This is a genomic window from Kribbella sp. NPDC055071, from assembly GCF_053608045.1.
The window spans coordinates 21,915-46,808 of sequence record NZ_JBSGUS010000020.1 but is presented as its reverse complement, the minus strand read 5'-3'; the positions used below and the strand labels follow the sequence as shown (position 1 = coordinate 46,808).

Annotated in this window: 23 protein-coding genes; 17 read left to right on the top strand and 6 right to left on the bottom strand. The window is 68.0% G+C overall.

Going from position 1 to position 24,894, the window contains the following annotated elements; genetic code table 11:
* Positions 1-27: 27 nt before the first annotated feature.
* From ACWF4Z_RS29185 to ACWF4Z_RS29140, 10 genes are all read left to right on the top strand, one after another.
* Positions 28-405: a hypothetical protein gene (locus tag ACWF4Z_RS29185; RefSeq protein ID WP_452246359.1), complete on the top strand. Its 378-nt coding sequence runs from the start codon at positions 28-30 to the stop codon at positions 403-405.
* Positions 406-507: 102 nt separating this feature from the next.
* Positions 508-882, top strand: a complete 375-nt coding sequence (locus tag ACWF4Z_RS29180; RefSeq protein WP_452246358.1) for a hypothetical protein — start codon at positions 508-510, stop codon at positions 880-882.
* A gap of 115 nt (positions 883-997) precedes the next feature.
* Positions 998-1,312 carry an integration host factor, actinobacterial type gene (gene mihF / locus ACWF4Z_RS29175; protein WP_452246357.1) on the top strand — a complete coding sequence of 105 codons (315 nt, stop codon included), beginning with the start codon at positions 998-1,000 and terminating at the stop codon, positions 1,310-1,312.
* 68 nt (positions 1,313-1,380) lie between these two features.
* Complete coding sequence (gmk, locus tag ACWF4Z_RS29170; RefSeq protein WP_452246458.1) at positions 1,381-2,007, top strand: guanylate kinase; 627 nt, start codon at positions 1,381-1,383, stop codon at positions 2,005-2,007.
* A 2-nt stretch (positions 2,008-2,009) separates the two neighbouring features.
* Complete coding sequence (rpoZ, locus tag ACWF4Z_RS29165) at positions 2,010-2,318, top strand: DNA-directed RNA polymerase subunit omega (protein ID WP_363688809.1); 309 nt, start codon at positions 2,010-2,012, stop codon at positions 2,316-2,318.
* Positions 2,319-2,354: 36 nt separating this feature from the next.
* A complete protein-coding gene (gene coaBC / locus ACWF4Z_RS29160; RefSeq protein ID WP_452246356.1) occupies positions 2,355-3,659 on the top strand; it encodes a bifunctional phosphopantothenoylcysteine decarboxylase/phosphopantothenate--cysteine ligase CoaBC in 1,305 nt (434 codons plus the stop codon).
* Between the two features lie 423 nt (positions 3,660-4,082).
* Positions 4,083-5,030: a type IV toxin-antitoxin system AbiEi family antitoxin domain-containing protein gene (locus ACWF4Z_RS29155; RefSeq protein WP_452246355.1), complete on the top strand. Its 948-nt coding sequence runs from the start codon at positions 4,083-4,085 to the stop codon at positions 5,028-5,030.
* Positions 5,031-6,172: 1,142 nt separating this feature from the next.
* A complete protein-coding gene (locus tag ACWF4Z_RS29150; RefSeq protein WP_452246457.1) occupies positions 6,173-7,249 on the top strand; it encodes a winged helix DNA-binding domain-containing protein in 1,077 nt (358 codons plus the stop codon).
* A 184-nt stretch (positions 7,250-7,433) separates the two neighbouring features.
* Positions 7,434-8,627, top strand: a complete 1,194-nt coding sequence (metK, locus tag ACWF4Z_RS29145) for a methionine adenosyltransferase (protein ID WP_452246354.1) — start codon at positions 7,434-7,436, stop codon at positions 8,625-8,627.
* Positions 8,628-8,692: 65 nt separating this feature from the next.
* Complete coding sequence (locus tag ACWF4Z_RS29140; RefSeq protein WP_452246353.1) at positions 8,693-10,717, top strand: primosomal protein N'; 2,025 nt, start codon at positions 8,693-8,695, stop codon at positions 10,715-10,717.
* Here the strand turns inward: ACWF4Z_RS29140 and ACWF4Z_RS29135 are convergent.
* Both ACWF4Z_RS29135 and ACWF4Z_RS29130 read right to left on the bottom strand, forming a co-directional pair.
* A complete protein-coding gene (locus ACWF4Z_RS29135) occupies positions 10,714-11,802 on the bottom strand; it encodes a phosphotransferase enzyme family protein (protein WP_452246352.1) in 1,089 nt (362 codons plus the stop codon). The genes ACWF4Z_RS29140 and ACWF4Z_RS29135 overlap by 4 nt on opposite strands.
* 192 nt (positions 11,803-11,994) lie before the next feature.
* Entirely contained in the window at positions 11,995-12,984 is a 990-nt protein-coding gene (locus ACWF4Z_RS29130) for a DUF5937 family protein (RefSeq protein WP_452246351.1), read from the bottom strand.
* A gap of 67 nt (positions 12,985-13,051) precedes the next feature.
* Here ACWF4Z_RS29130 and ACWF4Z_RS29125 point away from each other — a divergent pair, with 67 nt between their 5' ends.
* The gene (locus ACWF4Z_RS29125) at positions 13,052-14,266 is read left to right on the top strand and encodes an MDR family MFS transporter (RefSeq protein ID WP_452246350.1); all 1,215 of its coding nucleotides are present in this window, start codon (positions 13,052-13,054) and stop codon (positions 14,264-14,266) included.
* Here the strand turns inward: ACWF4Z_RS29125 and ACWF4Z_RS29120 are convergent.
* The gene (locus ACWF4Z_RS29120) at positions 14,199-15,527 is read right to left on the bottom strand and encodes an MFS transporter (RefSeq protein ID WP_452246349.1); all 1,329 of its coding nucleotides are present in this window, start codon (positions 15,525-15,527) and stop codon (positions 14,199-14,201) included. The genes ACWF4Z_RS29125 and ACWF4Z_RS29120 overlap by 68 nt on opposite strands.
* 97 nt (positions 15,528-15,624) lie before the next feature.
* On the opposite strand from ACWF4Z_RS29120, the gene ACWF4Z_RS29115 reads away from it, so the two are divergent.
* Together ACWF4Z_RS29115 and ACWF4Z_RS29110 are read left to right on the top strand one after the other, a co-directional pair.
* Positions 15,625-16,590, top strand: a complete 966-nt coding sequence (locus ACWF4Z_RS29115) for an Lrp/AsnC family transcriptional regulator (protein ID WP_452246348.1) — start codon at positions 15,625-15,627, stop codon at positions 16,588-16,590.
* Positions 16,587-17,204: an HAD family hydrolase gene (locus ACWF4Z_RS29110; RefSeq protein ID WP_452246347.1), complete on the top strand. Its 618-nt coding sequence runs from the start codon at positions 16,587-16,589 to the stop codon at positions 17,202-17,204. Before ACWF4Z_RS29115 ends, ACWF4Z_RS29110 begins: the two co-directional genes overlap by 4 nt.
* On the opposite strand, the gene ACWF4Z_RS29105 is transcribed toward ACWF4Z_RS29110, so the two are convergent.
* Both ACWF4Z_RS29105 and ACWF4Z_RS29100 read right to left on the bottom strand, forming a co-directional pair.
* A complete protein-coding gene (locus ACWF4Z_RS29105; RefSeq protein ID WP_452246346.1) occupies positions 17,201-18,340 on the bottom strand; it encodes a hypothetical protein in 1,140 nt (379 codons plus the stop codon). The genes ACWF4Z_RS29110 and ACWF4Z_RS29105 overlap by 4 nt on opposite strands.
* Before the next feature lie 7 nt (positions 18,341-18,347).
* On the bottom strand, positions 18,348-19,706 hold the full coding sequence (locus ACWF4Z_RS29100; protein ID WP_452246345.1) for a C39 family peptidase: 1,359 nt from the start codon (positions 19,704-19,706) through the stop codon (positions 18,348-18,350).
* A 226-nt stretch (positions 19,707-19,932) separates the two neighbouring features.
* Between ACWF4Z_RS29100 and def the strand changes: the two genes are divergently transcribed.
* From def to ACWF4Z_RS29080, 4 genes are read left to right on the top strand one after another with little or no spacing between them, the layout of a single operon-like run.
* Positions 19,933-20,481, top strand: a complete 549-nt coding sequence (gene def, locus ACWF4Z_RS29095; RefSeq protein WP_452246344.1) for a peptide deformylase — start codon at positions 19,933-19,935, stop codon at positions 20,479-20,481.
* On the top strand, positions 20,478-21,410 hold the full coding sequence (fmt, locus tag ACWF4Z_RS29090; RefSeq protein ID WP_452246343.1) for a methionyl-tRNA formyltransferase: 933 nt from the start codon (positions 20,478-20,480) through the stop codon (positions 21,408-21,410). The genes def and fmt overlap by 4 nt, the downstream gene beginning before the upstream one ends.
* Positions 21,407-22,798 carry an RsmB/NOP family class I SAM-dependent RNA methyltransferase gene (locus ACWF4Z_RS29085; protein ID WP_452246342.1) on the top strand — a complete coding sequence of 464 codons (1,392 nt, stop codon included), beginning with the start codon at positions 21,407-21,409 and terminating at the stop codon, positions 22,796-22,798. Before fmt ends, ACWF4Z_RS29085 begins: the two co-directional genes overlap by 4 nt.
* Before the next feature lie 49 nt (positions 22,799-22,847).
* On the top strand, positions 22,848-23,852 hold the full coding sequence (locus tag ACWF4Z_RS29080; protein WP_452246341.1) for a DMT family transporter: 1,005 nt from the start codon (positions 22,848-22,850) through the stop codon (positions 23,850-23,852).
* On the opposite strand, the gene ACWF4Z_RS29075 is transcribed toward ACWF4Z_RS29080, so the two are convergent.
* Entirely contained in the window at positions 23,849-24,796 is a 948-nt protein-coding gene (locus ACWF4Z_RS29075) for a DMT family transporter (protein ID WP_452246340.1), read from the bottom strand. The genes ACWF4Z_RS29080 and ACWF4Z_RS29075 overlap by 4 nt on opposite strands.
* Positions 24,797-24,894: the final 98 nt, after the last annotated feature.

The following is a 24,894-nucleotide window of genomic DNA, read 5'->3' as shown; positions in this document are numbered from 1 at the left end:
TTCCCGCGCGACACAGTAAGGAACCGAATGCGTAAGGTGGCGGCCATCGCGGCGGCAGTGATCATGGGTGCCGGCGTCCTGACGGCCTGTTCGGGCGGCGACTACTGCGGCGACCTGAAGAACTACGTCGACGCGTCGAAGGACCTCGACATCAAGAACTCCGACGCCGTCGGCACGATGCTCGACCAGGCGAAGAAGGTGTCGAAGTCGGCGCCGGACGACCTGAAGGACGACTGGAAGGTCGTCATCGACTACGCCGAGAAGGCGAAGGACGCCAACGGCGACACGACGAAGCTGACCGCGCTCGCCACGAGCGACGGAGCGAAGATCCTGCCGGCCATGCAGGCGATCACCAAGCAGGCGAAGGACACCTGCAAGATCGACGTCCCCGGCGCCGGCAGCTGACTCTTCCGACGCGACGGCGGGCCATCCGCCGTCGCGTCGGCCGTCCGGTGGCGGAATGTATTCGTTTCGGATCGGTTGGTGACGGCCGGTAGTGTCGGCCTCGTGAAGCGCACACTCGCCCTGGCCCTGACCGTGATCGCCGGCACCGCCACGCTGACCGCCTGCACCGATGAACAGGCCTACTGCGTCGATCTCGCCAAGTACGCCGCGAGCGCGGTGAACGTGGATCCGCAAAAGGCCGCGGACTACGTGAAGATTCTCGACGACGCGAAGAAGCTGCAGGATTCCGCGCCACCGGACGTGAAGGACGACTGGGGTGTTGTGGTCGCGTTCGCGGAGAAGGCCAAGAAGGCCGGCTCGGACCGGGTCCAGTTGGCCGAGCTGAGCAAGCAGACCGGCGCCGTGATGACGGCGTACAAGGCGATTTCCACCCACGCCAAGGACTCGTGCAAGGTCGACGTACCCGCGCTCAACTGACCGTGAGAGCGTCTATCACACAGCACGTTCCGCCTCTTCGCCGCGCTGACGGCCTGAGCCACCCGCACCCGTGTTAGGTTCCCTAGCGAAGCCATACAACGGGACAGGTGAGACGGTGCCACTTCCTTCTTTGACCCCGGAGCAGCGAGCGGCGGCTCTGGACAAGGCCGCGGCGGCGCGGCGTGAACGAGCCGAGATCAAGAACCGGATCCGGCATTCGGGAGCGTCTCCGACGGAGGTGCTCCACGAGGGGCAGACGAACGACGTGATCGGCAAGATGCGGGTGAGCGCGCTGCTGCAGTGCATTCCCGGTGTCGGCAAGGTCCGCGCCCAGCAGATCATGGACCGGGCGGGGATCTCGGAGACGCGGCGGGTGCGCGGCCTGGGGACGAACCAGATCGCCGCGCTCGAGCGCGAATTCGCCGAGTGAGCGCAACCGGGACCGTGAGCCGAACCGAAACCCGGCCTGGCTCGTTGGACACTGGTGTGACGATGACCATGGACCCAGAGCGCTCGACCCCCTCCGCGGACACGACCCCGACCGGCGATCACGGCCCTGCGCGGCTGACCGTGCTGGCCGGGCCGACGGCTGTGGGCAAGGGCACGGTCGCGGCCGATATCCGCGAGCGCTTCCCGGACATCTGGATCTCGGTGTCGGCGACGACCCGCAAGGCGCGGCCGACCGAGGTCGAGGGTGTGCACTACCTGTTCGTGTCCGACGACGAGTTCGACCGGATGATCGCCGACGGCGAGTTGCTGGAGTGGGCCGTCGTCCACAAGGCCGCCCGGTACGGTACGCCGAAGCAGCCGGTGCTCGACAAGCTCGCCGAGGGCCGGCCCGCGCTGCTCGAGATCGACCTGCAGGGCGCCCGCCAGGTCCGCGAGACGATGCCGGAGGCGCAGTTCGTCTTCCTGGCCCCGCCGAGCTGGGACGAGCTGGTCCGCCGGCTGGTCGGCCGCGGGACCGAATCCGCCGAGGAGCGGGAGCGTCGGCTGGAGACCGCGACGCTCGAGCTGGCGGCCGAGAAGGAGTTCGACGTGACGATCGTGAACGCCTCGGTTCGGGAGGCAGCCGATCAGTTGGTAAAGTTGATTCGATCACCCCATATCTCTGGAAAGAGCTGAACTTGTCTGGCAACCAGCCTGTCGCGATCGGCATCACCTCCCCGCCGATCGACGACCTGCTCACCCACACCGACTCCAAGTACAAGCTCGTCCTGTACTCGGCCAAGCGTGCGCGGCAGATCAACGCCTACTACTCCCAGCTCGGCGAGGGCCTGCTGGAGTACGTCGGACCGCTGGTCGAGACGCACGTCCAGGAGAAGCCGCTCTCGATCGCGATGCGCGAGATCAACGAGGGCGTACTGACCTGCACCGACATCGACCCCGAGGCCGAGGCGGAAGCCGCCGCTGCCGCGGAGAAGAAGTCCGAGTAACTTACTCGGCCTGACCGCCGGGAACGGAGCCACCAGATGTCCGCAACCGGTGAAAACCAGACCCCCGGGCCTTCGCAGGCCGCGGGGGCTTCTGTGGTTCCCGCTCCCGGCAAGCACCGGCCGAATGTCGTCCTCGGGGTCGGCGGCGGGATCGCGGCGTACAAGGTCTGTGATCTGCTCCGGCGGCTGACCGAGTCCGGGCACAGCGTCCGGGTGGTGCCGACGGCAGCTGCGCTCGAGTTCGTTGGCGCGGCGACCTGGGCCGCGTTGTCCGGGCAGCCGGTGACGGCCGACCCGTTCGACAACGTGGAACAGGTGCCGCACGTCCGGATCGGCAAGGCGGCGGAGCTCGTCGTTGTTGCTCCCGCGACGGCCAACCTGATCGCGAAGGCCGCGCACGGACTGGCAGACGACCTGCTCACCAACACCCTGCTGACCGCGCGCTGCCCGATCCTGTTCGCGGCCGCGATGCACACCGAGATGTGGGAGCACCCGGCCACCCAGGCGAACGTCGCTACCCTCCGGTCCCGCGGCATCACCGTTCTCGAGCCTGCTGTCGGCCGACTGACCGGCGCGGACACGGGCCGCGGTCGCTTGCCCGAGCCGTCCGAGATCTTCGCGATCAGCCAGCTGATGCTCGCCGACGAGGCCTCCCGTGCCGCGGGCCAGGCGGTCGCCGACCTGACCGGCAAGGACGTCCTGATCAGCGCCGGCGGGACGCGCGAACACCTAGACCCGGTGCGGTATCTCGGCAACTCCTCCTCCGGCAAGCAGGGCTACGCCCTGGCCCGGATCGCGGCCGCGCGCGGCGCCAAGGTCACGCTGGTCGCCGCCAACTCCGAGCTGCCCGACCCGGCCGGTGTCCAGGTCGTCCCGGTGACGAGCACCCGCGAGCTGTACGACGAGATCACCGGCCGCGCGGGTGGTGCGGACGCGATCGTGATGGCCGCGGCCCCGGCCGACTTCCGGCCCGCCGACGTCGCCGAGCACAAGATCAAGAAGACCGCCGACGGCTCGGTCCCCGCCGTCAATCTGGTGCAGAACCCGGACATCCTGCAGACGATCTCCCACGACCGCGCCCGCCCCGACCAGGTCATCGTCGGCTTCGCCGCGGAAACCGGCGACGCCAACCACAGCGTCCTGGAGCTGGGCCGCGCCAAGCTCGAACGCAAAGGCTGCGACCTCCTCGTCGTGAACGACGTCTCCGGCGGCAAAGTCTTCGGCAGCGACAACAACGAAGCAGTAATCCTCGACCGCGCCGGCACCGCCCTCCCCGTCCCCGCAGGCTCCAAAGACGCCCTGGCAGGAGTCATCTGGAACCTGGTAGCGACCCACTGGTAACCCCCCGCGCACTACGCAGCCGCCAAGTTCGTCGCGCCGCTCCTCACCGCGCTACGCAGCCGCTAAGTTCGTCGCGCCGCTCCTCACCGCACCTGCTCCGCGCGCTGCCCACCCACCCCGGCTCATCGCCTTCCCCACCTGCCGGCCACGCCGGCGAACCGCGGCTACCGCCGCGAACCGGGGCTACCGCCGCGAACCGGGGCTACCGCCGCGATCAACAACGTGAGCTGGTCACGCCTGCACGAACCACCGAGCCAACCGCCCACGGGGGCAATCTCATGGGATAACCCGCCCGCTTGTCCGTTCGCCCCTCGAAATGCGGTGGGAGAACGGACCATTTCATGGGGTATCCCATGACATGGTTATCCACAGGTCGCTGGATCGCAGGTGCGGGTGGCGGGCTGGGGCGTGGATGCTCGACCTGTGAACCCACGGTTGAAGCTGGTTGCGGAACAACAAGGTGGCGTGTTCGCCCGGCATCAGGCCGTCGCGAGCGGCTACACCCCAGGCCAGATCCGCCGTCGGCTCGGCGATGGACGATGGGTTCGGATCCGGTACGGGCAGTACGCCGAGCGGCTCGACCTGAGTGTTCTGCCGTCGTGGGAACGGGCCGAACAAGAACACCGCCGCCTTGTCCATGCGGTAATGAATTCCTGGCATGAGGACACGCTCGCGGTCAGTCACCAGTCTGCGCTGGCCTTGCACCGTATGCCGCTGTGGGGTCTGGACCTCAGAGAGGCTCACGTCAGCCGCAGAGACGGTCGGTCCGGCGGGCTGATCGCCGGCGCACGCCACCATCTCGGCGCCCTCTCCGAGCTCGATCTCACCGAGGTCGATGGATTGGTCACGACCACAGTTGCTCGCGCCGTCTTCGAGACCGCCTGTACGGCGTCGTACGAGGCAGCTGTGGTCACTGTCGACGCGGCGTTGCGCGCTGGTGCCCTGGAGCCGGAGGAGTTGGACCGCCTGCTCGGCGTGATCGAGTTCTGGCCCGGGAGCGCAACGGCTCGCGCCGCGGTGAACTTCGGAGATGGACGGTCAGAGTCGGTCGCGGAGTCACGGCTTCGCGTTGTGATGATGAACCATGGTCTGCCGGTGCCGGTCCCGCAGGCGGAGTTCCGGGACGCAGACGGGTTCATCGCTCGAGTGGATTTCTTCTTCAGGGAGTACGACACCGTTGTCGAATTCGACGGCCGGTTGAAGTACGCCGACGGCTCGGCCGAGCTGTTAGTACAGGAAAAGGTCCGTGAGGATCGGCTCCGAGCACTCGGTCTCCAGGTCGTTCGTGCCGAGTGGGCCGACCTCGACCGCCCGCAGCGTGTCATAGCTGCCATCCGCAGGGCCTTCAACCGAGCCCGACCCGCTGCCTGATCCGCAGCACCTCACCCCCCAGCCCTACACCTGCCCCGTCCCACCAACCTGCCCTCCGCTCGCCGGCAGTCCGGCCGGCGGATCGGCAGCCTGTCCGCCGGACCCGCCGATCTGTCCGCCAGCCACGAACCATCTCAGGGGATATCCGGCTCTTGTGTCGGATGTGTGGGTTGATTGGTCGCCGCTGCGCGGCGGCTGGTCCTGTTGCCGCCTGCGGCGGGGGCGCGGATGGTGGATTCGCCGGCTCGTGTGGTTTTGCGCGAGGCAGCTGTGGTGGCGCGGTCTCCGGGCTGCGTGATCGTGCCAGTCGCGGTGGCGTGCGTCAAGGGCGCCTTCGGCGTCGCTGCGCGATCTTCGACCCTTGACCCACACCACCGCGACCAGGGAAGGATCGCAGCTATTCCGGAGCCGCTCACCCGAGTGGTCGCACGCGCGGGGTCTGGTCACGGGGGTGGACTGTGGTGTGGCTGACGCTCGGGGTCCGTGCGGGGTGGGTGTGATGACGGGGTGGACTGTGGTGAGGGTGGGCTGGGTCTTTGCGGAAGTAAATCTGCGGATAGCGACCAGGAAGTTCCGGAAAGACGGCGGCGGTCGTGGTCGGCGGCGGGCGTGGTGGGCGTATCGAGTCGTGGCGAGTGGTTCGGGCCGGGTTTTCGAGTCGTGGATATCGGCGAATCTCGCCGCCGATTCCTGACCCGGATCCACGACTCGATCACCTGAACCCGGCTCACAGCTCCCCAAGGGGTTCGGAGACCGCGATGACCACATCGCCGGCACCCGCTGTCGCCACACCTCGCTCGCGCACACCACCTGAGCGCACGACAGCCATCCGCGGCGCCCGCCGAAGGCGGCAAACGGACCAGGCGCCGCGAAGCGGTGACCAATCAACTCACACATCCAACACAAGAGCCGGATATCCCCTGGCGTGGTGGGTTCTCTGTTGGTGTACCAGGGGAGAACCCACAACTCAGAGGGATATCCCGCCACTTGGTCGCTTCTCCGGTGAAATTACGGAGGGAGAAGGGGCCATCTCATGGGGTATCCCATGAGATGGCGTCGGGGAGAGGAGGTCAGGGGTTGTCCGCTGCGGGGGTTAGGTTCTGGGGGTGGAGATTGGTTGGCGGGGTGTGGTTGGGCGGCGGATGCGGCGGCATTGGTTGGGGGAGCCGGGGGGTTCGGCGGTTGAGGTTGTGCGGGCTCTGTGTGGGGCGCATGCGCAGGTCTTGGCGGCGGGGGAGTTGTCGGTAGCGCTGCGGCTCAGCGGGGCTACGAGGGAGACCGTGCAGCGGGCTGACGGGCTGGTGAAGACGTTCGGGCCGCGGGGGACTGTGCATTTGTTGCCGCTTGATGATCTGTCGTTGTGGAGCGGTGCGCTGTCCGCGTTACCCACGGGTGCGAAGCCGCCGCAGGTGATGCGGATGACTCCGGAGCAGACGGCTGACGTGATCGCGGCGATCGGGGATGCACTGGCGCACGACGACCTGACCATCGACGAGCTGAGTGTCGAGGTCGTGCGAAGGACGGGGTCGTGGGCCGGCGATCTGGTCATGCCTGCGTTTCAGGGGTACTGGCCGCGGTGGCGGCAGGCGATCTCGGTCGCTGCCAACGCGGGTGTCCTCTGCTACGGACCGACTCGCGGCCGCAAGACGACGTACTCGAATCCGCATCGCCTCAAGCCGTTCGAACCGCTGCCCGGCGAGAGGGCACTCACCGAACTCCTGCATCGGTACCTGTACGCCTACGGCCCCGCGACGCCGCAGCACTTCGCCCGTTGGCTCAAGACCACGCCCACCTTCGTCAAGCCGTACTTCGACGACCTCCCGCAGGTAGAGCTGGCCGGCCAGACCGCGTGGATCGCACCTGGCGACGACGACTTCCCCGACGACACGATCGAAAGCGTCCGTCTGCTCCCGTACTTCGATGCGTACGGCGTGGGCAGCTACCCTCGCGAACTGCTCTTCCCCGGCAAGGCCTTCGCCCGAGCGACCGCCCGCGGCCAGGCCGGCAACTACCCACTGCTCCTGGTCGACGGCATCGTGGCCGGGGTGTGGCACCAGAAGAAGGCAGGTCGCGTGCTGCACGTCACGGTCGAGGCGATCACCACTCTCAACCGCCGCAGGCTTCGGCTGCTGGAGGCCGAGGTGGAGCGGATGGCGACGATCCAGAGCTGTACGCCGGCGCTCGCCGTGGGCGAGGTCACGGTTGGCGCCCACGCCTGAAACCCCACGCCATGACCACTATCTGATCACCTATCTCGTATGATGGATGAATCCGGGCCGCCGCCGGGATTCCGGCCGCAACTGCTGGCATACTTCCGAAGATGCATCGCCATCCGCCGGTGCATTGGGGGGATCGCACGACCGGAACGGTGTCGCGCGATACAAGAGGAACCGAGGGAGAACTGTGGCGAGGCGCCTTTTCACGTCCGAGTCGGTGACCGAGGGTCACCCGGACAAGATCGCTGACCAGATCAGCGACTCCATCCTCGATGCCTTGCTGGCCGAGGACCCGAAGAGCCGCGTGGCGGTCGAGACCCTGGTCACCACGGGTCTGGTCGTCGTCGCGGGCGAGGTCACCACGACGGCGTACGTCGACATCCCGGGGATCGTGCGGGCACGCATCCTCGAGATCGGCTACGACTCGTCGCTGAAGGGTTTCGACGGCGCGTCGTGTGGGGTCACGGTCGCCATCGGGAGCCAGTCGCCCGACATCGCGCAAGGCGTGGACACGGCGTACGAGACGCGCTCGGACGCGTCGAAGGACGCACTGGACCTGCAGGGGGCAGGCGACCAGGGACTCATGTTCGGCTACGCGACGAACGAGACACCCGAGCTGATGCCGCTGCCGATCACGATCGCGCACCGGCTGTCCGCACGACTGTCGGAGGTCCGCAAGGACGGCACGCTGGCGTACCTGCGGCCGGACGGCAAGACGCAGGTCACGGTCGAGTACGACGGTGACAAGGCGGTTCGGATCGACACGGTCGTCGTGTCGAGCCAGCACGCCGCCGACATCAGCCTCGACTCGATGCTGACGCCGGACATCAAGAAGCACGTCGTCGATCCGGTGCTCGAGCAGTTCGACATCGCATCGGACGGCTACCGCCTGCTGGTCAACCCGACCGGACGCTTCGAGGTCGGTGGCCCGATGGGCGACGCCGGCCTGACCGGTCGCAAGATCATCATCGACACGTACGGCGGCATGGCGCGCCACGGTGGTGGGGCGTTCTCCGGCAAGGACCCGTCCAAGGTGGACCGGTCCGCGGCGTACGCGATGCGCTGGGTCGCGAAGAACATCGTCGCCGCCGGCTTGGCCGACCGCGTCGAGTGCCAGGTCGCCTACGCGATCGGCAAGGCCGCGCCGGTCGGTTTCTACGTCGACACCTTCGGCACCGAGAAGGTGTCGGTCGACAAGATCACGGACGCGGTTCGCCAGGTCTTCGACCTGCGTCCGGCCGCTATCATCCGCGACCTGGATCTGCTCCGCCCGATCTACGCCCAGACCGCCCGCAACGGCCACTTCGGCCGGACCGGCGAAGACTTCACCTGGGAGCGCACCGACCGCGTCGAGTCCCTCAAGGCCGCGATCAACGAGTAGTAGTTGTCCACAGGTGGGCGGCAGTGCGTGAACGCACTGTCGTCCGCCCGGACTAGCATTCCCCAGTGACATCGAACGGGGACTCGCCGGAGCAGCTGACGCTGCTGCGGGACACCGTTCGCAAGTCCCGCACCAAGGAGCCGGCCGGAGTCACGTCGGCCCTGCCGGTCGCCCGGGTCGCGGTGGACGTATCGCTGCCGCACCTCGACCGGCCGTTCGATTATGTGGTCCCTGACGACCTGGCCGAGGCGGCCCAGCCCGGCGCGCGGGTGAAGGTCCGATTCGCCGGCAAGGATCTGGACGGGTTCGTCCTCGAACGCCTCGAGTCCTCTGATCACGAGGGCAAGCTGGCCCGCATCCGCAAGGTCGTCTCTCCGGAGCAGGTGCTGACTCCGGAGATCGCGGACCTGTGCCGCTCCGTGGCCGACCGGTACGCCGGAGTCCTCGCGGACGTCACCCGCCTAGCGGTCCCGCCGAGGCACGCGAAGGTCGAGAGCGAGCCGCTGCGCTGCAATCAACCCGCGCAGCCTCCACTGTCCACCTCGCGCTCGGAGTGGTCGTCGTACCCGAGCGGGTTTCTGGACGCGATCGGACGGTCGGAGTCGCCGCGCGCAATCTGGACCGCCGTACCGGGGACCGATTGGGCGCTCGCCTTCGCACAAGCCGCGGCCGTGTGTGCGGCCTCCGGTCGAGGTGCGTTGCTGTTGGCACCGGACGCGCGGGATCTACAACGGTTGGCGGCTGCCTGTACGGCGGTACTCGGCGAGACAGGGTTCGTCGCGCTGTCGGCGGATCTTGGTCCGACAGCGAGGTACCGGGCGTTTCTTGCGGCACTACGCGGCTGCACTCGAGTGGTGATCGGGACCCGGGCGGCCGCCTTCGCGCCGGTGACGGATCTCGGCCTGGTCGCGCTGTGGGACGACGGCGACGAGTCGTACGCCGAGCCGCGTGCGCCGTACCCCAATGCGCGAGAAGTCTTGCTGCTCAGGGCTTTCCGGCAGGACTGTGCTGCGCTGCTCGGGGGGTTCGCGCGGTCCGCGGAGGCGGCGGCGTTGATCGAGTCCGGCTTCGCGCATGAACTCATCGCGGATCGGTCCGTGATCCGGGCGGCGGCTCCGGCGATTCACATCGCGGGGGAGTCGGATACGGAGCTGGCGCGTGATCCGGGGGCTCGGGCGGCGCGATTGCCTCGTCGGGCGTTCGAGATCGCGCGGACGGGACTGCAGTCGGGACCGGTGCTGGTGCAGGTGCCACGGGCTGGGTATCTACCGAGCCTTGTGTGTCAGACGTGCCGGGCGCCTTCGCGGTGTTCGACCTGTGGTGGAACGTTGCGTCGTACGGGCGGATCCGGTCCCGCGAGCTGCAGTGTGTGCGGCAGGCCCGCGACTGACCACCGCTGCCCGGAGTGCGGAGACACCCGGATGCGGGCGGCGGTGGTCGGCGCTCGTCGTACGGCGGAAGAGCTCGGGCGAGCCTTTCCTGGCGTGCTTGTGCGTACGTCGGGGGGCGACAACGTCCTCGACGACGTACCGGACAAGCCGGCGTTGATCGTGAGCACTCCCGGAGCCGAGCCGGTCGCGGAGGGCGGCTACAGCGCCGCCCTCCTGCTGGACACGTGGTTGATGCTCGCGCGGCCGGATCTCCGCGCGCCTGAGGAGGCAGTCCGCCGCTGGTTCAACGCGGCGGCACTCGTCCGCCCGTCCGGCACGGTCATCCTGGTCGGCGACCCGTCCGCCCTGCCCCTGCAGGCAGTCGTCCGCTGGAGTCCGGAAGGCTATGCCACCCGAGAGATCGAGGAACGGCGAGCCGCCCGCCTGGCCCCTGCCGCCAAGCTGGCCGAGCTCACCGGTCCCGCCGAGGCCGTGGCCGACCTCATCACCCGCCTCCGCGACCTGCTTCCCACTACCAGCGGCCTCGAGGTCCTTGGCCCGGTAGACCTCGACGACGAAACAGTCCGAGCCGTAGTGAGAACACCGCGCACTCACGGCGCCACCTTGGTGCGGGCCCTCAAAGAAGCTCAAGCGACCCGCACCGCGAAGAAGAACCCCGGCACAGTCCGAACCCAGGTAGACCCGCCAAGCTTCGGTTAGGGCGTGTCTCGCGATCCCCGGAACGCGGCCCTGGCAGCGTCGGCGGCGGCGGTGAAGTAGTCCGATGGCTCGATCAGCCACCACTCGTCGAACGGCACGCCGTTGTTGACCGCACGCCGGTAACCGAAGCACGCCAGGTACAGCGTCCGGATGTACATCAACCCCTCGAGCCGGTCGAGCTCCTCGTCGGTCACCTCGATGTGTCGTCGGTAGCCGCTGACCAACGCGTCGACCCACTCTTGGTTGGGGGTCCGCGGAGTCCAGTTCCCGGCGCCCCAGAGCACGTAAGCGAGATCGGCCATGCGCGGTCCGCGCCCGGACGCCTTCCAGTTGATTGCCACTGGCCCCTGCTTGCTGATGACCCCGTGATCGGGGGCATGCAGGAGGTTGCCGTGGAGCAAGCCCTCGGGCAGGCCGTCGCCGTCGTCGGTCGTGCGCACCTGGTCCCGCAGTTGCTCGAATCGCTCCCGATCGGCCGGCTTGACCTTCGTGTCCACTGCATCGAGAAATGCCAGCGCCGCCAGCAGGTCCTGCCGCGGGGAGCCCTCCCGGCTGGGGTCCTCACCACTCGCCCCACCGGGCCGGCTGACGGACTCGTCGAGCGGCAGCGCGTGCAGCCGTCCGAGCAGGTCGCCCATGATGCCGAACTTCTGGGGATCCTCATGCAGCGGAGTACCTTTGACGAACTGGGTCACGAGAACAGAGCTGCCGTCGAAGTCGGACACCGCGTCGTCGACCGCCAGCCGCTCCGAGGGGTAGTCGTGCTGCTCGAGGAATCGCAGGATCGCCGCGTCACCCTCGACGCCGCTGTACGGGCGAGCGGGCTGGAATGCACGGGCGATCCACGGTGTGCCGTCGTTCCGGTCGATGCGGAAGACGTAGGACTTGTGCACGCTGACCTTCGTCGCCGCGACCGCGTCGATGCCGTAGCGATCCCGAAGGTGCTCGAGCAGTCGCTCGGCGACGGGCTCGTGTTCCATGCGGGCCCCGAGACCCTCCAGATCGGTGAGCGCCTGGGTGTAGCGCTGCCCCGTCTCGTCGGCGTGACGCCGGACTGCCTTCTTGAAATTCCCGTGCTTGGTCATGACAAGCCTCCTCTGGACACCCTCGCCCCCCAGCGACGTGGTGTTGAGAGATGGCCTGCTGACATCGACGACCGAGAGGGCAGATCCCCTTCGCCGTTGGAACTCCCGCTGGGGTGGATGTTCCACAGCTCGGCGACCGGTAACCGCCGTGACGCCAATCTCCCCGACCGGGCAAGCGATTGTCAAGGGCGCCTAGGCAGTGGTTACCAAGGGAGTCGCGGCGGTGAGGAGCTGGGTGCCCAAGGGCGTGCGGTGGTACAGAACCGCTTTGCCGTCCCGGTGGGAGGTGACAACTCCGGCGTTGCGAAGGATGCCCAGATGGACGCTGAGCGTGGGTGCCGAGAGGCCTAGCTGGTGGGCCAAATGCGTGGTGGACATGGGGAGATCCAGGTGGCTCACGATGGCGGCCCGGGTACGGCCGACCAGGTCTGCCAGGGGCGAGTCCGTGGTGTCCTGACGGTCCTCCCACAGGCGGCCCAGGCCGCGGGGTGGGTAGGTGATCGTGGGGACGTGCGGGGCTGCGGTCACTGCCAAGCCGGCCGGCCAGGTGAAGACGCACGGCACCAGCAGCACACCTTGCCCGGCCATCGGCTCGCCGTCGCAGGCGAACGGGCGATCGACCTCGATCCGATCGTCGCTGAAGCTCACGGACGGATGCAGATTCCGGAACAGTCGCTCGATCCCGCCACTGGCCAACTCGTCCAGGCGGAACGCCAGATCCTCCTGCAGCAGCGAACGCATCCGCCGCCAGTCCGGCTCGAGCGCCCGTCGCCAGTACGTCTCCAGCGCCGACGTGATCAGGTCGAGCGCCTTGCCTGGATGCGCGATCAGATCCGGCAGCATCGGATGTGGAGACTCCCGCTGCAACTTCCCGAGCTCGCTCACCACCAGGTGATGCGGCGTCGCGGCGATCGCCGCCAGACCGGACTCGAGACTCGTCGACCGGCGCGGCGGCGCCGGCGTGATGAAGTCAGGGATATAGCCGTACGGCGGAATCAATGCCTTCAGCAACGTCAGGTCCGGACCGTCGATGATCGGCCGCACCTTCTGCAACCACGGCCCGTGCACACTTCGCGCGGTGTCGTTGCTGAGCGCTCGCACACTCGTCACGGCCTCCCACACCGGCGAGAGCGCGAACCGGATCCGCCCCACGTCACCCGGGTTCAACCTGATCGTGATCACCTCACCACTCTATTAGTCCTGTGCCTAATCGTCGACACCGATCGCGTGACCCCGGAGAGTGGTCACCATGACGACTGCTGCCGCTGTCGGGTCACCCACTCCGACCGCCTTGCCCCGCGCGTTCTGGGCGCTGTGGGTGTGCCAACTGGTCAACCGCCTCGGCAGCTTCGTGCAGCCGTTCCTGGTCCTGTACCTGACCCACGACCGCCACCTCAACGCCGGTACGGCGGGTGCCGTGGCGGCCGCGGTCGGCGCCGGGACCGTGTGCGCACAGCTCGTCGGCGGCTGGCTGGCCGACCGCGTCGGACGCCGGCTCACGATGCTGATCTGCTTCTTCGGTACGGCGGCCGCCCTCATCCTCCTCGGCTCCGCCAGGACGATGCTGATGATCTGGATCGCGGCGTTCCTGGTCGGACTCCTCGGCGACCTCTTCCGCCCAGCGGTCCAGGCAACAGTCGCTGACCTGCTGCAGCCGGGCGAACGAGTCCGCGCGTACGGACTGTTGTTCTGGGCGATCAACCTCGGCTTCTCCGTCTCCACCGTGAGTGCCGGCCTGCTGGCGCACCTTGGCTACGGCGTGCTGTTCTGGCTGAACGCGGGCACTTCGGTCATCGCGGGCGTGGTGATCTGGACGATGGTGCCGGAGAGCCGTCCGGCGCCATCGCAGGATGCTCCGCAACGAGCGTTCCTGCCGGTGGTCCTGCGCGACACCGTGTTCCTGTTGATGATCCTGATCCAGGTCGGGTACGCGACCATCTACTTCCAGGGCTACTCGACGCTGCCACTCGCGATGGCGAACGACGGTCTGCAGCCGCAGATCTACGGCCTGGTGATCGCGCTCAATGGAGTGGTGATCGTCGTGGTCCAGCCGCTGATCGGTAAGTGGCTGGCGAAGTTCGACCGGCCGAAGCTACTCGCGACCTCGATGCTGGTTGTCGGCCTGGGGTTCGGGGTGGGTGCGGTGGTCCACAGCTCGTGGGGATACGGGTTGTCGGTTGTGGTGTGGTCGATCGGCGAGATCGGCTTCGCCGCGACGATCGGCGCGGTCTCCGCCGACCTCGCCCCGGTCGATCTCCGCGGGCGCTACATGGGTCTGGGTGGGATGGCGTTCGGCGTGGGCACTGTCGTCGGACCCTTGGCCGGCACGAACGCCCTCGAACACTTCGGCCCGGCCGCGACCTGGATCGGCTGCGCCCTGCTGGGCGTGGTGATCTTCATCGGCCAGTACGCACTTGCTCCGGCACTCCACGCCCGCGCAGCCGCGAACGCGGCGACCGCATGAGGTGAGCGGTCCCAGCTGCCACCACGAGGACCGCAGCCGCAACCCAGAAGGCACGCTCGATCGTCGCCGGGTCATGCAGGAACAGACTGCCGAACCCGGCGACACCGAGTGTCCCCCCGAACTGCTGCACCGCGTTGAGCAACCCGGCCGCCGACCCGGTCTCGTGCGGCTGGACCCGCTGTAGCGCTTCGGTGAAGAAGGCGGTGGTAAACAACCCGACACCGGCACCACCCACGGCGAGTCCTGGCAGGAGTGCGTACGGCGCCAGCCCGACACCAACCACCAGTACGCCGATGCCGACGTACATGAGCCGGGATCCGAAGCGGCCGACCAGCCATTGACCTGCCGCCAGCGAAGCGAATCCGGAGACGGCCGACCACGGCAGCAGCGTCAGGCTGGAGCGCATCACCCCGTGATGCAGGGTGAGCTGCTGATGCAGTACGACGACCAACGTCAGACCACTCATGACCGCGAAGAACAACGTCGACGTGATGAGTGCCGGCGCGAAGCCGCGGTGGGCGAACAGGCTGAGCTCGATCAGCCGGCGTTGCGGCGAACGGCGTTGCTGCAGCAGGCACAGACCGAGCACAACGATCCCTGCCGGGAGCAACCACCAGTCACGCGATTGCAGGATCGGATCCACAACGAGCGCCGTACCGAGGACGAGCAAACCTGTTCCCACCAGATCGACTCGCGCCGGCGAGGTGGACTCCGGCAGGAGGTGGGACAACGCCAGTACGGCGATCCCCAGCGGTACGTTGACCAAGAAGACCACCCGCCACGAACTGACGTCCGTGATGAACCCGCCCAGCAGCGGACCCGAGATCCCCGCGAGTCCCATCACCGGACCGATCGTGCCGAGAGCTTTGGGCAACTCGGGACCGTGGAAGGCGGTCTTGATCAGGCCGATCGTCTGCGGGATGACGAGTGCGGCCGTGACGCCTTGGACTGCTCGCGCGCCGATGAGTACTCCGGATCCGGGTGCGAGTGCGCAGGCTGTCGACGCCAGGACGAATCCGGCGACACCGATCCGGAAGACCCGGCGCCGGCCGAAGAGGTCGCCGAGCCTGCCACCGGTGATCAGCAACGCCGCGAACGGCAAGGTGTACGCCGCGCTGAACCATTGGAGGTCCGAGGTTCGTCCGCCGAGGTCGGTGTGGATGACCGGTGCCGCGACCTGGACGATCGTGGCGTCGAGGAGGTTCATCGCCTCCGCGACCAGGAGGACGACCAGGCCGATCCATCGCTTCGTGTTCGTCATACCGGCAGGATCGCGTCGCGAGGATCCTGCCTTCCATCAATGCTCGCTGGATTGCAGGAATCTTCCAATCAGAGTGCTTCTGGGCGATGATCTTCACATGCTGGACGAGATCGATCGTGGCTTGATCCACGCGCTGCAGGTCGACGGGCGGGCGCCGTACAGCCGGTTGGGGAGCGCTCTCGGGGTGTCGACGCAGACGGTGGCACGGCGGTACAACCGGCTGCGCGCGGACGCCGGTCTCCGGGTCGCCGGTCTGCCGGATCCGCAGGCGGCGGGCCGATCGTTGTGGCTCGTGCGGCTGACCGCGGCTCCGCAAGCCGCGCAGGATCTGGCCGGCGCGCTCTCCCGGCGACCCGACACCAGTTGGATCAAGCTCGCGTCCGGCGGGACCGAGATCGTGACGATCGTGCACACCACCCCGAACGACGCGAACAGCCTGCTGCTCCACGACATCCCGCGCACCTCCGGAATCACGTCGGTGTCCGCGCACTACCTCCTGCACCTGTACGTCGGGGGCCCGACCGCTTGGCGTGGACGAGCCAAGGTCCTCAGCCCGACCCAGGAGGCTGCCCTTCGCTCCGCGTCCACACACCACGGTCTGGTGCGGCCGTTGGGAGCGGGAGACGGGAAGCTGTTGGGTGCGCTGGGGGAGGACGGACGGGCGACGCTCGCGGATCTCGCCGTACGCACCGGATGGTCGACAGCGACGGTGGCCCGGCGGCTCGAGGAGCTGCAGAGCATCGGCGCGCTGTTCTTCGACGTCGATGTCGACCCGGGAGCGCTCGGCGTCACGACGAGCGCGATGTTGTGGCTATCGGTGCCACCCGCACACGTCGAGTCGGTCGGGCGGGCGATGGCCGAGCACGACGAGCTCGCGTTCGTCGCGGCGACGACCGGGCGTACCAACCTGGTCGCCCATGCACTCTGCGCGAGCCCCGATGCGCTGCACACCTACCTGACCGAACGCCTCGGCGCTATCGATCACATCACCGCCATCGAGACTGTCCCGATTCTGCGTACGCTGAAGGCTGCTGCTCCGTTCGCATTAGGGTTACGGGCATGACTGAGCGGACGATTGACGTGGTCGTGTTCGACATCGGTGGGGTGTTGATGGACTGGAGTCCTGACTACCTGTACGCCGGCCTGATCCCGGACGAGGAGGAGCGCAGGCACTTCCTGACGAACGTCACGACGCCGGCCTGGAACCACCAGCAGGACGCCGGGCGGTCCTGGGCCGAGGCGGTCTCGGAGCTCACCAGCCTGCATCCCGAGCTCTCGGAGCTGATCGAGGCCTATGACAGCAGTTGGCTGAAGACGATCAAGGGAATCTTCGAGGACACCGCCGCCGTACTCACGGACGTGCGCGCGCTCGGGCTTCCGACGTACGCGCTGACGAACTTCTCCGGGGAGAAGTGGGAGGTGGCGAAGGAGGCGTTCCCGATTCTGACCCAGTTCGACGGGGAGGTCGTGTCGGGCGTCGAGCAGACGGTGAAGCCGGACGAGAAGATCTACCGCATCCTGATCGACCGGTTCGACCTCGATCCCGCCCGCACGTTCTACACCGACGACATGCAGTACAACGTGGATGGCGCTCGGGCCGTTGGGCTGGATGCCGAACTCTTCACCGGTGCCGCAAACCTCCGCGAGCAGCTCCGGGCCCGCGGCCTGGCCGTCTAGACTGCGGCCGAAAAGGCTTCCGTGTAGGTCGGTGTCTTGGCCAGGTACGCCGTCTCCACGTAGACGGTGTTGTTCTGGCAGGTCAGCGGCGTGAGGGCCGCACCCGCCGGCGTGGTGTAGATGGGCTGGGGATGCGGCAGCCCGGGACGCCAGCGATTGATCGCGTAGGTCTCGGCGCCCGCCTTGACGGCCCTGGTCTCCCAGAGAATCCAGTTGCCGCAGGCAAGGATCGTGTCGGTGACGACCGTGCCGAGAGCTCGGGCGGGGGAGTCGCCGGATTCACGGACGTAGGCCTTGCTCTGGTACTGATCCGGATCGGAGGCGCCGACCTCGGACCATACCGTTGCCCCACGCAAGGAAGCGCCGCTCCACTGCAGGCAGTTCGTTGCTGCCGGCACCGGACGGACCGCGCCGCCGGAAAGCGTTGCGGTGTAGAGGCTTTTGCAGCGCTGAGCGGTTTCGGGTGCGGTGATCTCGCTGAACGTCACAGTGTCGGTCGACACCACCGGATCCGCGATGTACCCGGGTGCCGCGACACACGTGACTGTGCGGGACTTGAGGGTCGCCAGGTCGGCGAGGATCAGGCAGGAGCGGTTCTTGGCGTCGGTGGTGGTGTACGCGAAGGTCCCGTCGTACGCACCGATCTCGGGCTCGGACACCGGTGGTAGCGAGCCGAGGCTGGTGGTGTGGCCAGTCGTGAGGTCGTAGCGGAAGATCTTGATCTCCGGGTCCGGGCCGTCGGAGCGGATGTCCTCGATCAAGGCCCAGTGGTCGTCGATCACGACCGGGGACTGCGCGACGAATCCGGCCGCCGGGGTGTGCCGGACCACGGGCTTCTGGGTGGTCCGGCTCAGCACCGTGGTGATGCCGGCGTCGTCACTGCCGCGGGTGACGACGTACTTGCTCTGCTGGGTGACCAGGTGCAGACCGTCCACCGGTTGCCGCATCACCTTCGCCCACACTGGGACCGCCGTCCCCGAGTCGGTAGGGCGGCTTGGGGTGCTGCTTGGTGTCTTCGTCGCTGTGCTCGGCATCGACGGGGACGGCGTCTCCTGGCCGGAGTCGTCGGTCGACGAGGAGCATCCGGCCAGGAGCAGGACGGAGACGATGCCTACAGCAACGGTGGTACGGCGCACGCCGGCATCACAACCCTATGTTCTTGAAGGAATTGGCCAGGGTCGCGTTGAACAGCGCGCTCGCCGGGATGTTCTTCGGGCCGTCGGTCACGTTGCCGCGGCTGTTGAACCGGCGTTCGTTGAACACCTCGAAGATCGCGATCGTGCCGTTCGCCTTGTCGTAGCCGCGACCGACCTGGTAGTGACCGCTGTGGTTGAAGGCGAGGTACGGGAAGTACCGCTTCAGCAGCTGGACGTGCTCGATCACCGGTGCCTTGTAGACGCCGAGGTGCTTCTGGTGCACGGTGAAGAAGGTCTGCGCGTTCCAGTCGGACACGTTCTGCACGACGTACGGGCCGGCGGCCTTCGGCCAGGTCGTCTTCAGATTGGTCTGCCGGACCATCGCGGAGATCGCCGTACCGCCGCTGCTCGAGCCGAGGTCCTTCGCCCAGGACGCCTGGGTGTCCTTCTGGTTGTCGTCGGCCCAGTCGATGGACTGGAACGTCGCCGGACCACACCAGTACCCCTTCTCCTGCGAGGTCTGGAACCCCTTCATGATGTACGCCGAAGCCGGCACCTTCACCGGAGCAGGAGCCGCGGGCTTCGTGGGCGTCGGCACGGGAGTCGGCGTGGTCTGGGTCGGAACACTCCGCGTCGGAGTCGGTGTCGGCGTAGGTGTCGGGGCTGCCGTCGGGGTTGTCGGAGTCGACCCGCTCGACTGCGCGTCCTCGCCGGCTGTGCCCGTGATCGACGCCGGCGATCCGCCCGCCGCGAGGAGACGTAGCTCCTTGGCTTTGGCCCGTCCGCCCCACGCGGCCTGCATCTCGTCCAGCTCGGCGGTCACGCGCGTGCCCTTCGGCATCGCCGCTCGCTCCGCCACGAACGCCTCCGGAGTCAGATCACCCGTGGCGATGTCCTGCTCGACGCCAACCTCGCCCTCGGACTGCGCCTGCTGGTCCGGTGGGCTGAGCGTGGCCTGGAGCTGGGCTCCGGTCGGCAGCTGATCGACGAAGCCGAGGCCGAGGCAGTAGTTCTCCTCGTCGAGCTTGAAGCACCGCATGATCGATGAGGCCTGCGCGGACGTGTCGGCCGCGCGGAGCTGGAGGTCGCCTGGCGAGGTGTCGGTCACCTGCTTGACCACGTCGCTCCACGACCGCGCGGCCGGCTGCTCGGGAACGGGATCGCTCGGCGAGGCCGTCGCGGTGGGAGTCGAGGTCGGCGCCGGCGCGGGCTCGACCGGGGTCGAGTCCACCGGAGCTGGGTCTGCCTGAGGCTTGTCCGCCTGAGTTGGTGCCACGCTCGGGGGTGGCGAAACGACGGTCCGCGGTCCGGAGAACTCCGGGTCGCGCGGCTGGTACGCATCGGCTGTCTGGGTCGTCTGGGCCATGAGGGGTGCCTGGGCCAAGAGTGCACCCAGGAGGATCAGAGTTGCCCCCCGTGCTGCTGTGGGCATTGGGTCTCCCGTTGGGCGTGTGACGGTAGTGACTGTGGGTACGCCTGGGAACACAGTACGTGCTTGTGGCAACAATGTGGAGAGGCCCTAGGCCCCGAATCGACTCCGGGCGCGCACTAGACTCGGTTGGTCCCGGTCCGTGGAACGCTGTGGAGAGTCTGTGTCGGTCCAACCCATCCGCCTGTTCGGCGACCCTGTCCTGCTCACGAAGGCCGAGCCGGTCGTCGACTTCGACGCCGAGTTGCGCCGCCTGGTCGCGAACCTGACCGACACCATGCAGGACGCGCCCGGATCCGGCCTGGCCGCGCCGCAGATCGGGGTCGGTCTGCGCGTGTTCACCTACCACGTCGAGGGCGAGCTCGGACACCTGATCAACCCGGAGCTGACGCTGTCGGCCGACGACCAGTTCGGCCCGGAAGGCTGCCTCTCGATCCCCGGCCTGACCTTCGACTGCCGCCGCGCCCAGTCCGTGATCGCCAAGGGCTTCACCATGTACGGCGACCCCGTGGTGATCGAGGGATCCGACCAGCTCGCCCGCTGCATCCAGCACGAGACCGACCACCTGGACGGCATCCTGTTCATCGACCGGCTCGACACCGTGACCCGCAAACAGGCGATGAAGGCGATCCGGGAGTCGGAGTGGTCCGGTCTGGCCGGCCCGCCGCAGCTCAAGGTCTCGCCGCACCCAACGAACGGATTTGGTCTGTGAGACTCGTCTTCGCCGGTACGCCGGAGCCCGCCGTCACCGCCCTCCGGGCGATCGTTGCCAGCCGCCACGAACTCGTCGGCGTCGTCACCCGCCCGGACGCGCCGGCCGGCCGCGGCCGCAAACTGGTCGCCTCGCCGGTCGCGCAGTACGCCGAAGAGCTCGGCGGGATCGAGATCCTCAAGCCGGTGAAGCCGCGTGACCCGGACTTCCTGGCCCGGCTGGCCGAGATCGCGCCGGACTGCTGCCCGGTCGTCGCGTACGGCGGTCTGCTGCCGCAGGCGGCCCTGGACATCCCACCGCACGGGTGGATCAATCTGCATTTCTCGGTGCTGCCTGCCTGGCGTGGTGCCGCGCCCGTGCAGCACTCGATCATCTCCGGTGACGACGTGACGGGTGCGAGCACGTTCCGGATCGTCAAGGCGCTCGATGCCGGCCCGGTGTACGGCGTACTGACCGAGCCGATCGGACCCGAGGACACCGCTGGCGATCTGCTCGACCGGCTGGCGGTGTCTGGTTCGAAGCTTCTCGTCGACACGTTGGACGGGATCGAGGCGGGCGTTCTGGAGGCTCGTGAGCAGCCGGAAGACGGGGTCACGCTGGCGCCGAAGCTCACGGTCGAGGATGCCGAGCTGGATCTGACCGCGCCCGCCCAGCGGGTGGATCGGTTGGTGCGTGGGTGCAACCCGGCGCCGGGGGCGTGGACGACGTTCCGGGGTGAGCGGTTGAAGGTGCTCGCGGTCCGGCTGACCGACGAAGAGCTCAAGCCCGGTGAGCTGCAGGCGAGCAAGTCGAGCGTGAAGGTCGGCACGGGGAGCAAGGCGGTCGAGCTGGTGACGGTTCAGCCGCAGGGCAAGAAGCCGATGCCCGCGGCCGACTGGGCGCGCGGTGTGCGGCTCGCCGACGAGGATCACCTGGGGCCGGTCGCGTGACTGATCGGTCTCCTCGGAATCGGGCGCCGCAGCGGCGGCCGGACAAGGTTCGGCAGGTTGCTTATCGGGTGATCCGGCAGGTCAACGGCGAGAGCGGGTACGCGAATCTCGTTCTGAACAAGGCGCTTCGTGAGGAGCGGCTGAGCGGTCGGGACGCGGCATTCTGCACCGAGCTGGTGCACGGCACGCTGCGCTGGCAGGGCACGTACGACGCCTTCCTCGCGCGCAGCGTCTCCCGCCCGCTGGCCGACGTCGATCCCGACCTCCTGGATCTGCTCCGCCTCGGCGCGCACCAACTCCTGCGCATGCGAGTCGACTCGTACGCCGCGGTGAACGAGATGGTCACCCTCACCCGCGCCGAGATCGGCCAGAAACGCAGCGGCATCGTCAACGCCGTCCTCCGCAAAATCAGCCAACGCACCCTCGACCAGTGGATCACCACCGTCGCACCACCTGTCGAAGAAGACGCCTTCGGCTACCTGGCTATCGCCAAAGCACATCCCCGGTGGGTGATCGAGGCGTTCGATCGAGCCCTTGAAGACCAGGGACAGGCTGCAGGGCTGGAGCGGTTGTTGGATGTTGATAACGAGGCTCCGCGGGTGACGTTGGTGGCTCGGCCCGGGGTGGCTGATTTGGGGGAATTGGTTGCGGTGGGGGCTACGCCTGGGCGGTGGTCGCCGTATGCGGCTGTGCTGCAGGGTGGTGGGGATCCTGGGCGGATTGATGCGGTGGCTACTGGTCGGGCGGGAGTGCAGGACGAGGGGTCGCAGTTGGTGGCGATTGCGCTGGCTTCGGCGCCGATCGAGGGCACGGATGCGAGCTGGCTTGATTTGTGCGCGGGACCGGGTGGGAAGTCGGCGTTGCTTGCCGCTCTGGTCAACGAGCGCGAGGGGCAGCTGACCGCGGTTGAGCCGCTCAAGCATCGAGCTGAGCTGGTGCGGGCGAACCTGCGAGCGATCCCCGGTGACCACAAGGTGCTCGTCGGTGACGGGACCAAGCCGACCTGGCCGGCCGGCTCCTACGATCGCGTCCTGGCGGACGTCCCGTGTACCGGGCTGGGAGCGCTCCGACGCCGTCCAGAAGCACGATGGCGTCGTACGCCGGAAGACGTCAAGGAGCTGCGGCCGCTGCAGGAGGACCTGCTGGACTCGGCGATCACCTCGGTCCGACCGGGCGGTGTGGTCGCGTACGTGACCTGCTCTCCGCACCCCGACGAGACCCGTGGCGTGGTCGACGCCGTACTGGGTCGGCGCGACGATGCCACCCTCGAGGACGCGCGCCCGCTGTTCCCGGGCGTACCGGAGCTCGGCGCGGGTCCCGACGTACAACTGTGGCCGCACCTGCACGGGACCGACGCGATGTATCTGGCGCTGATTCGGCGTTCCTAGGCTGGACCCCACTGTCAGGTGCAACCGATCGAACGGTCATGATAGTGACGTGACAGCGACCGCGATCCGACCGACCTCGACGCGCCGGCACCACGTCATCGGCCTGGGTGCGGCCTTCGGTATCGGTCTGCTCGTCGCGGTGCAGTCCCGCATCAACGGCGAGCTCGGCCACGTCCTCGGTGACGGCGTCGCGGCCGCCACCATCTCGTTCGGCACCGGTCTGCTCATCCTGCTGCTCGGTGCGGCGTTGATCCCGCCGATCCGCGCCGCGCTGAACCGGGTCTGGCAGACGATCCGCCAGCCGGGCCACGATCGCCCGGTGAGCGGTCTACGCGGCCTGCGATGGTGGCAATGCCTCGGCGGGCTCGCCGGTGCCTACCTGGTCACCACCCAGTCGATCACCGTCTCCGTGATCGGCGTCGCGGTCTTCACCGTCGCGGGCGTCGCCGGCCAAGCGGTCAGCAGCCTGGTGGTCGACCGCCTCGGCTTCGGACCGGCCGGTCCACAACCGTTCACCACGCTGCGCGTCGTCGGCTCGGCGATCGCGGTGGTTGCCGTCGTACTCGCGGTGTCGGACCAACTGCGCCATCCACACGGCCTGCTCCTCGCCATCCTGCCTGCACTCGGTGGCGTCGGCACCGCGGTCCAGCAAGCCATCAACGGCCGGGTCGCGCGCACCGCCGGGCCGAACACGTACGGCGCAGTCGCCGCCGGTGTGGTCAACTTCTTGGTCGGGTTCGCCGCGCTCGTCGTCGTCCTCCTCATCGACCTCGTCTTCCGAGGAGCACCGCACCACCTCCCGACCGAGCCCTGGCTCTACTTCGGCGGCTCGTGCGGAGTGATCTTCATCAGCGCGGCAGCGGCTGTGGTCCGCGTGGTCGGGGTGTTCGTGCTCGGGCTCGCGACCATCGCGGGTCAGCTGATCGCGAGCCTGTTCATCGACCTGTTCATCCCGGCGGCCGACAAGCCGGTCACGCTCCCGGTCGTCGCCGGCACCTTGCTCGCCCTGGTCGCCGTCGTGGTCGCCGCGGTCCCCAACCTGCGCCGCGCTTAGGCGGCAGCTTCCACCACGACACCCTGCTTACGTCGCAGTGACCCCAGCAGACCCTGCGAGACCGCGACCCCGAGCAGTACGACGAGACCGCCGACCGGCTGGTACCAGGTGATGTGCTCGTGCAGCACGACGACGCCGACGATGATCGAGAAGATCGGCATCAGGTACGTCACCATCGAGGACCTGCTCGCGCCGATCAGCCGGATGTTCCGCATCGCCAGGACGAACGCGAGCCCGCTGCCGAGGGCGCCCAGTGCGACCACGCTCAGCACCACGTTCAGCGACAACGTCCACGGCATCGGCGGCGCCTGCCGGGTCGCGATCGGCGCCACGATCGCCAGCTGAACCGTTGCACACAGCAACAAGGTCGCCGACAACGCCGTTCCGGACAAGGCGGTCCCCGCGAGGAACCGCTTCTGGTATGGAATCGCCAGCCCGTAGAAGACCGCCGCGAGCATGCACAACCCTTGCCCGAGCAGATCCGCGCCACCCTCGATCCGCCAGGCGCCGAGGACGACGAGCATCCCGGCGAACCCGACCAGCAGCCCGACCACCTTCTGCGGCGAGAACCTCTCGGTCCGGAACAGCAGCACCGCGATCGGGAGCACGATCAGCGGGGTGATCCCGTTCCAGATCCCGGCCAGCAGGGACGGGATGCGCTGCTCGCCGTACCCGAACAGCGTCCACGGGACCGCTGACCCGATCGCGCCGGCCACGAACGAATGCGCCCAGACCCGCCGGCTGCGCGGCAGCGCCTCGCGCTTCACCGCGAGGATCGCGAGCAGTACGACGGCGCCCGCGACGACTCGTCCGAGCGCCAGGTAGAGCGGCGGGAGCTCCCGCACGCCGACGGAGATGAAGAGAAAGCTGCAGCCCCAGATCGCGGCCAGGGCCAGCATCGTCGGGAGCCAGGTCTGGACGGGAGGCTTGTCAGGAGTCGTCACGGTGCTCACTCCTGACATCCTGCACTACCGCACCGACATTCCGGAGACTTTTATCCGGGATCGGGCAGCGCGAGGTGAGAAATGGACAACCGATAGCA

Excerpts from the sequence above, each read along its gene's own strand:
- ACWF4Z_RS29185 (WP_452246359.1), top strand. The coding sequence starts at position 28 with ATGCGTAAGGTGGCGGCCATCGCGGCGGCAGTGATCATGGGTGCCGGC.
- gmk (WP_452246458.1), top strand. The coding sequence starts at position 1,381 with ATGGACCCAGAGCGCTCGACCCCCTCCGCGGACACGACCCCGACCGGC.
- coaBC (WP_452246356.1), top strand. The coding sequence starts at position 2,355 with ATGTCCGCAACCGGTGAAAACCAGACCCCCGGGCCTTCGCAGGCCGCG.
- ACWF4Z_RS29150 (WP_452246457.1), top strand. The coding sequence starts at position 6,173 with ATGCGGCGGCATTGGTTGGGGGAGCCGGGGGGTTCGGCGGTTGAGGTT.
- ACWF4Z_RS29135 (WP_452246352.1), bottom strand. The coding sequence starts at position 11,802 with ATGACCAAGCACGGGAATTTCAAGAAGGCAGTCCGGCGTCACGCCGAC.
- ACWF4Z_RS29125 (WP_452246350.1), top strand. The coding sequence starts at position 13,052 with ATGACGACTGCTGCCGCTGTCGGGTCACCCACTCCGACCGCCTTGCCC.
- ACWF4Z_RS29120 (WP_452246349.1), bottom strand. The coding sequence starts at position 15,527 with ATGACGAACACGAAGCGATGGATCGGCCTGGTCGTCCTCCTGGTCGCG.
- ACWF4Z_RS29115 (WP_452246348.1), top strand. The coding sequence starts at position 15,625 with ATGCTGGACGAGATCGATCGTGGCTTGATCCACGCGCTGCAGGTCGAC.
- ACWF4Z_RS29110 (WP_452246347.1), top strand. The coding sequence starts at position 16,587 with ATGACTGAGCGGACGATTGACGTGGTCGTGTTCGACATCGGTGGGGTG.
- ACWF4Z_RS29100 (WP_452246345.1), bottom strand. The coding sequence starts at position 19,706 with ATGGCCCAGACGACCCAGACAGCCGATGCGTACCAGCCGCGCGACCCG.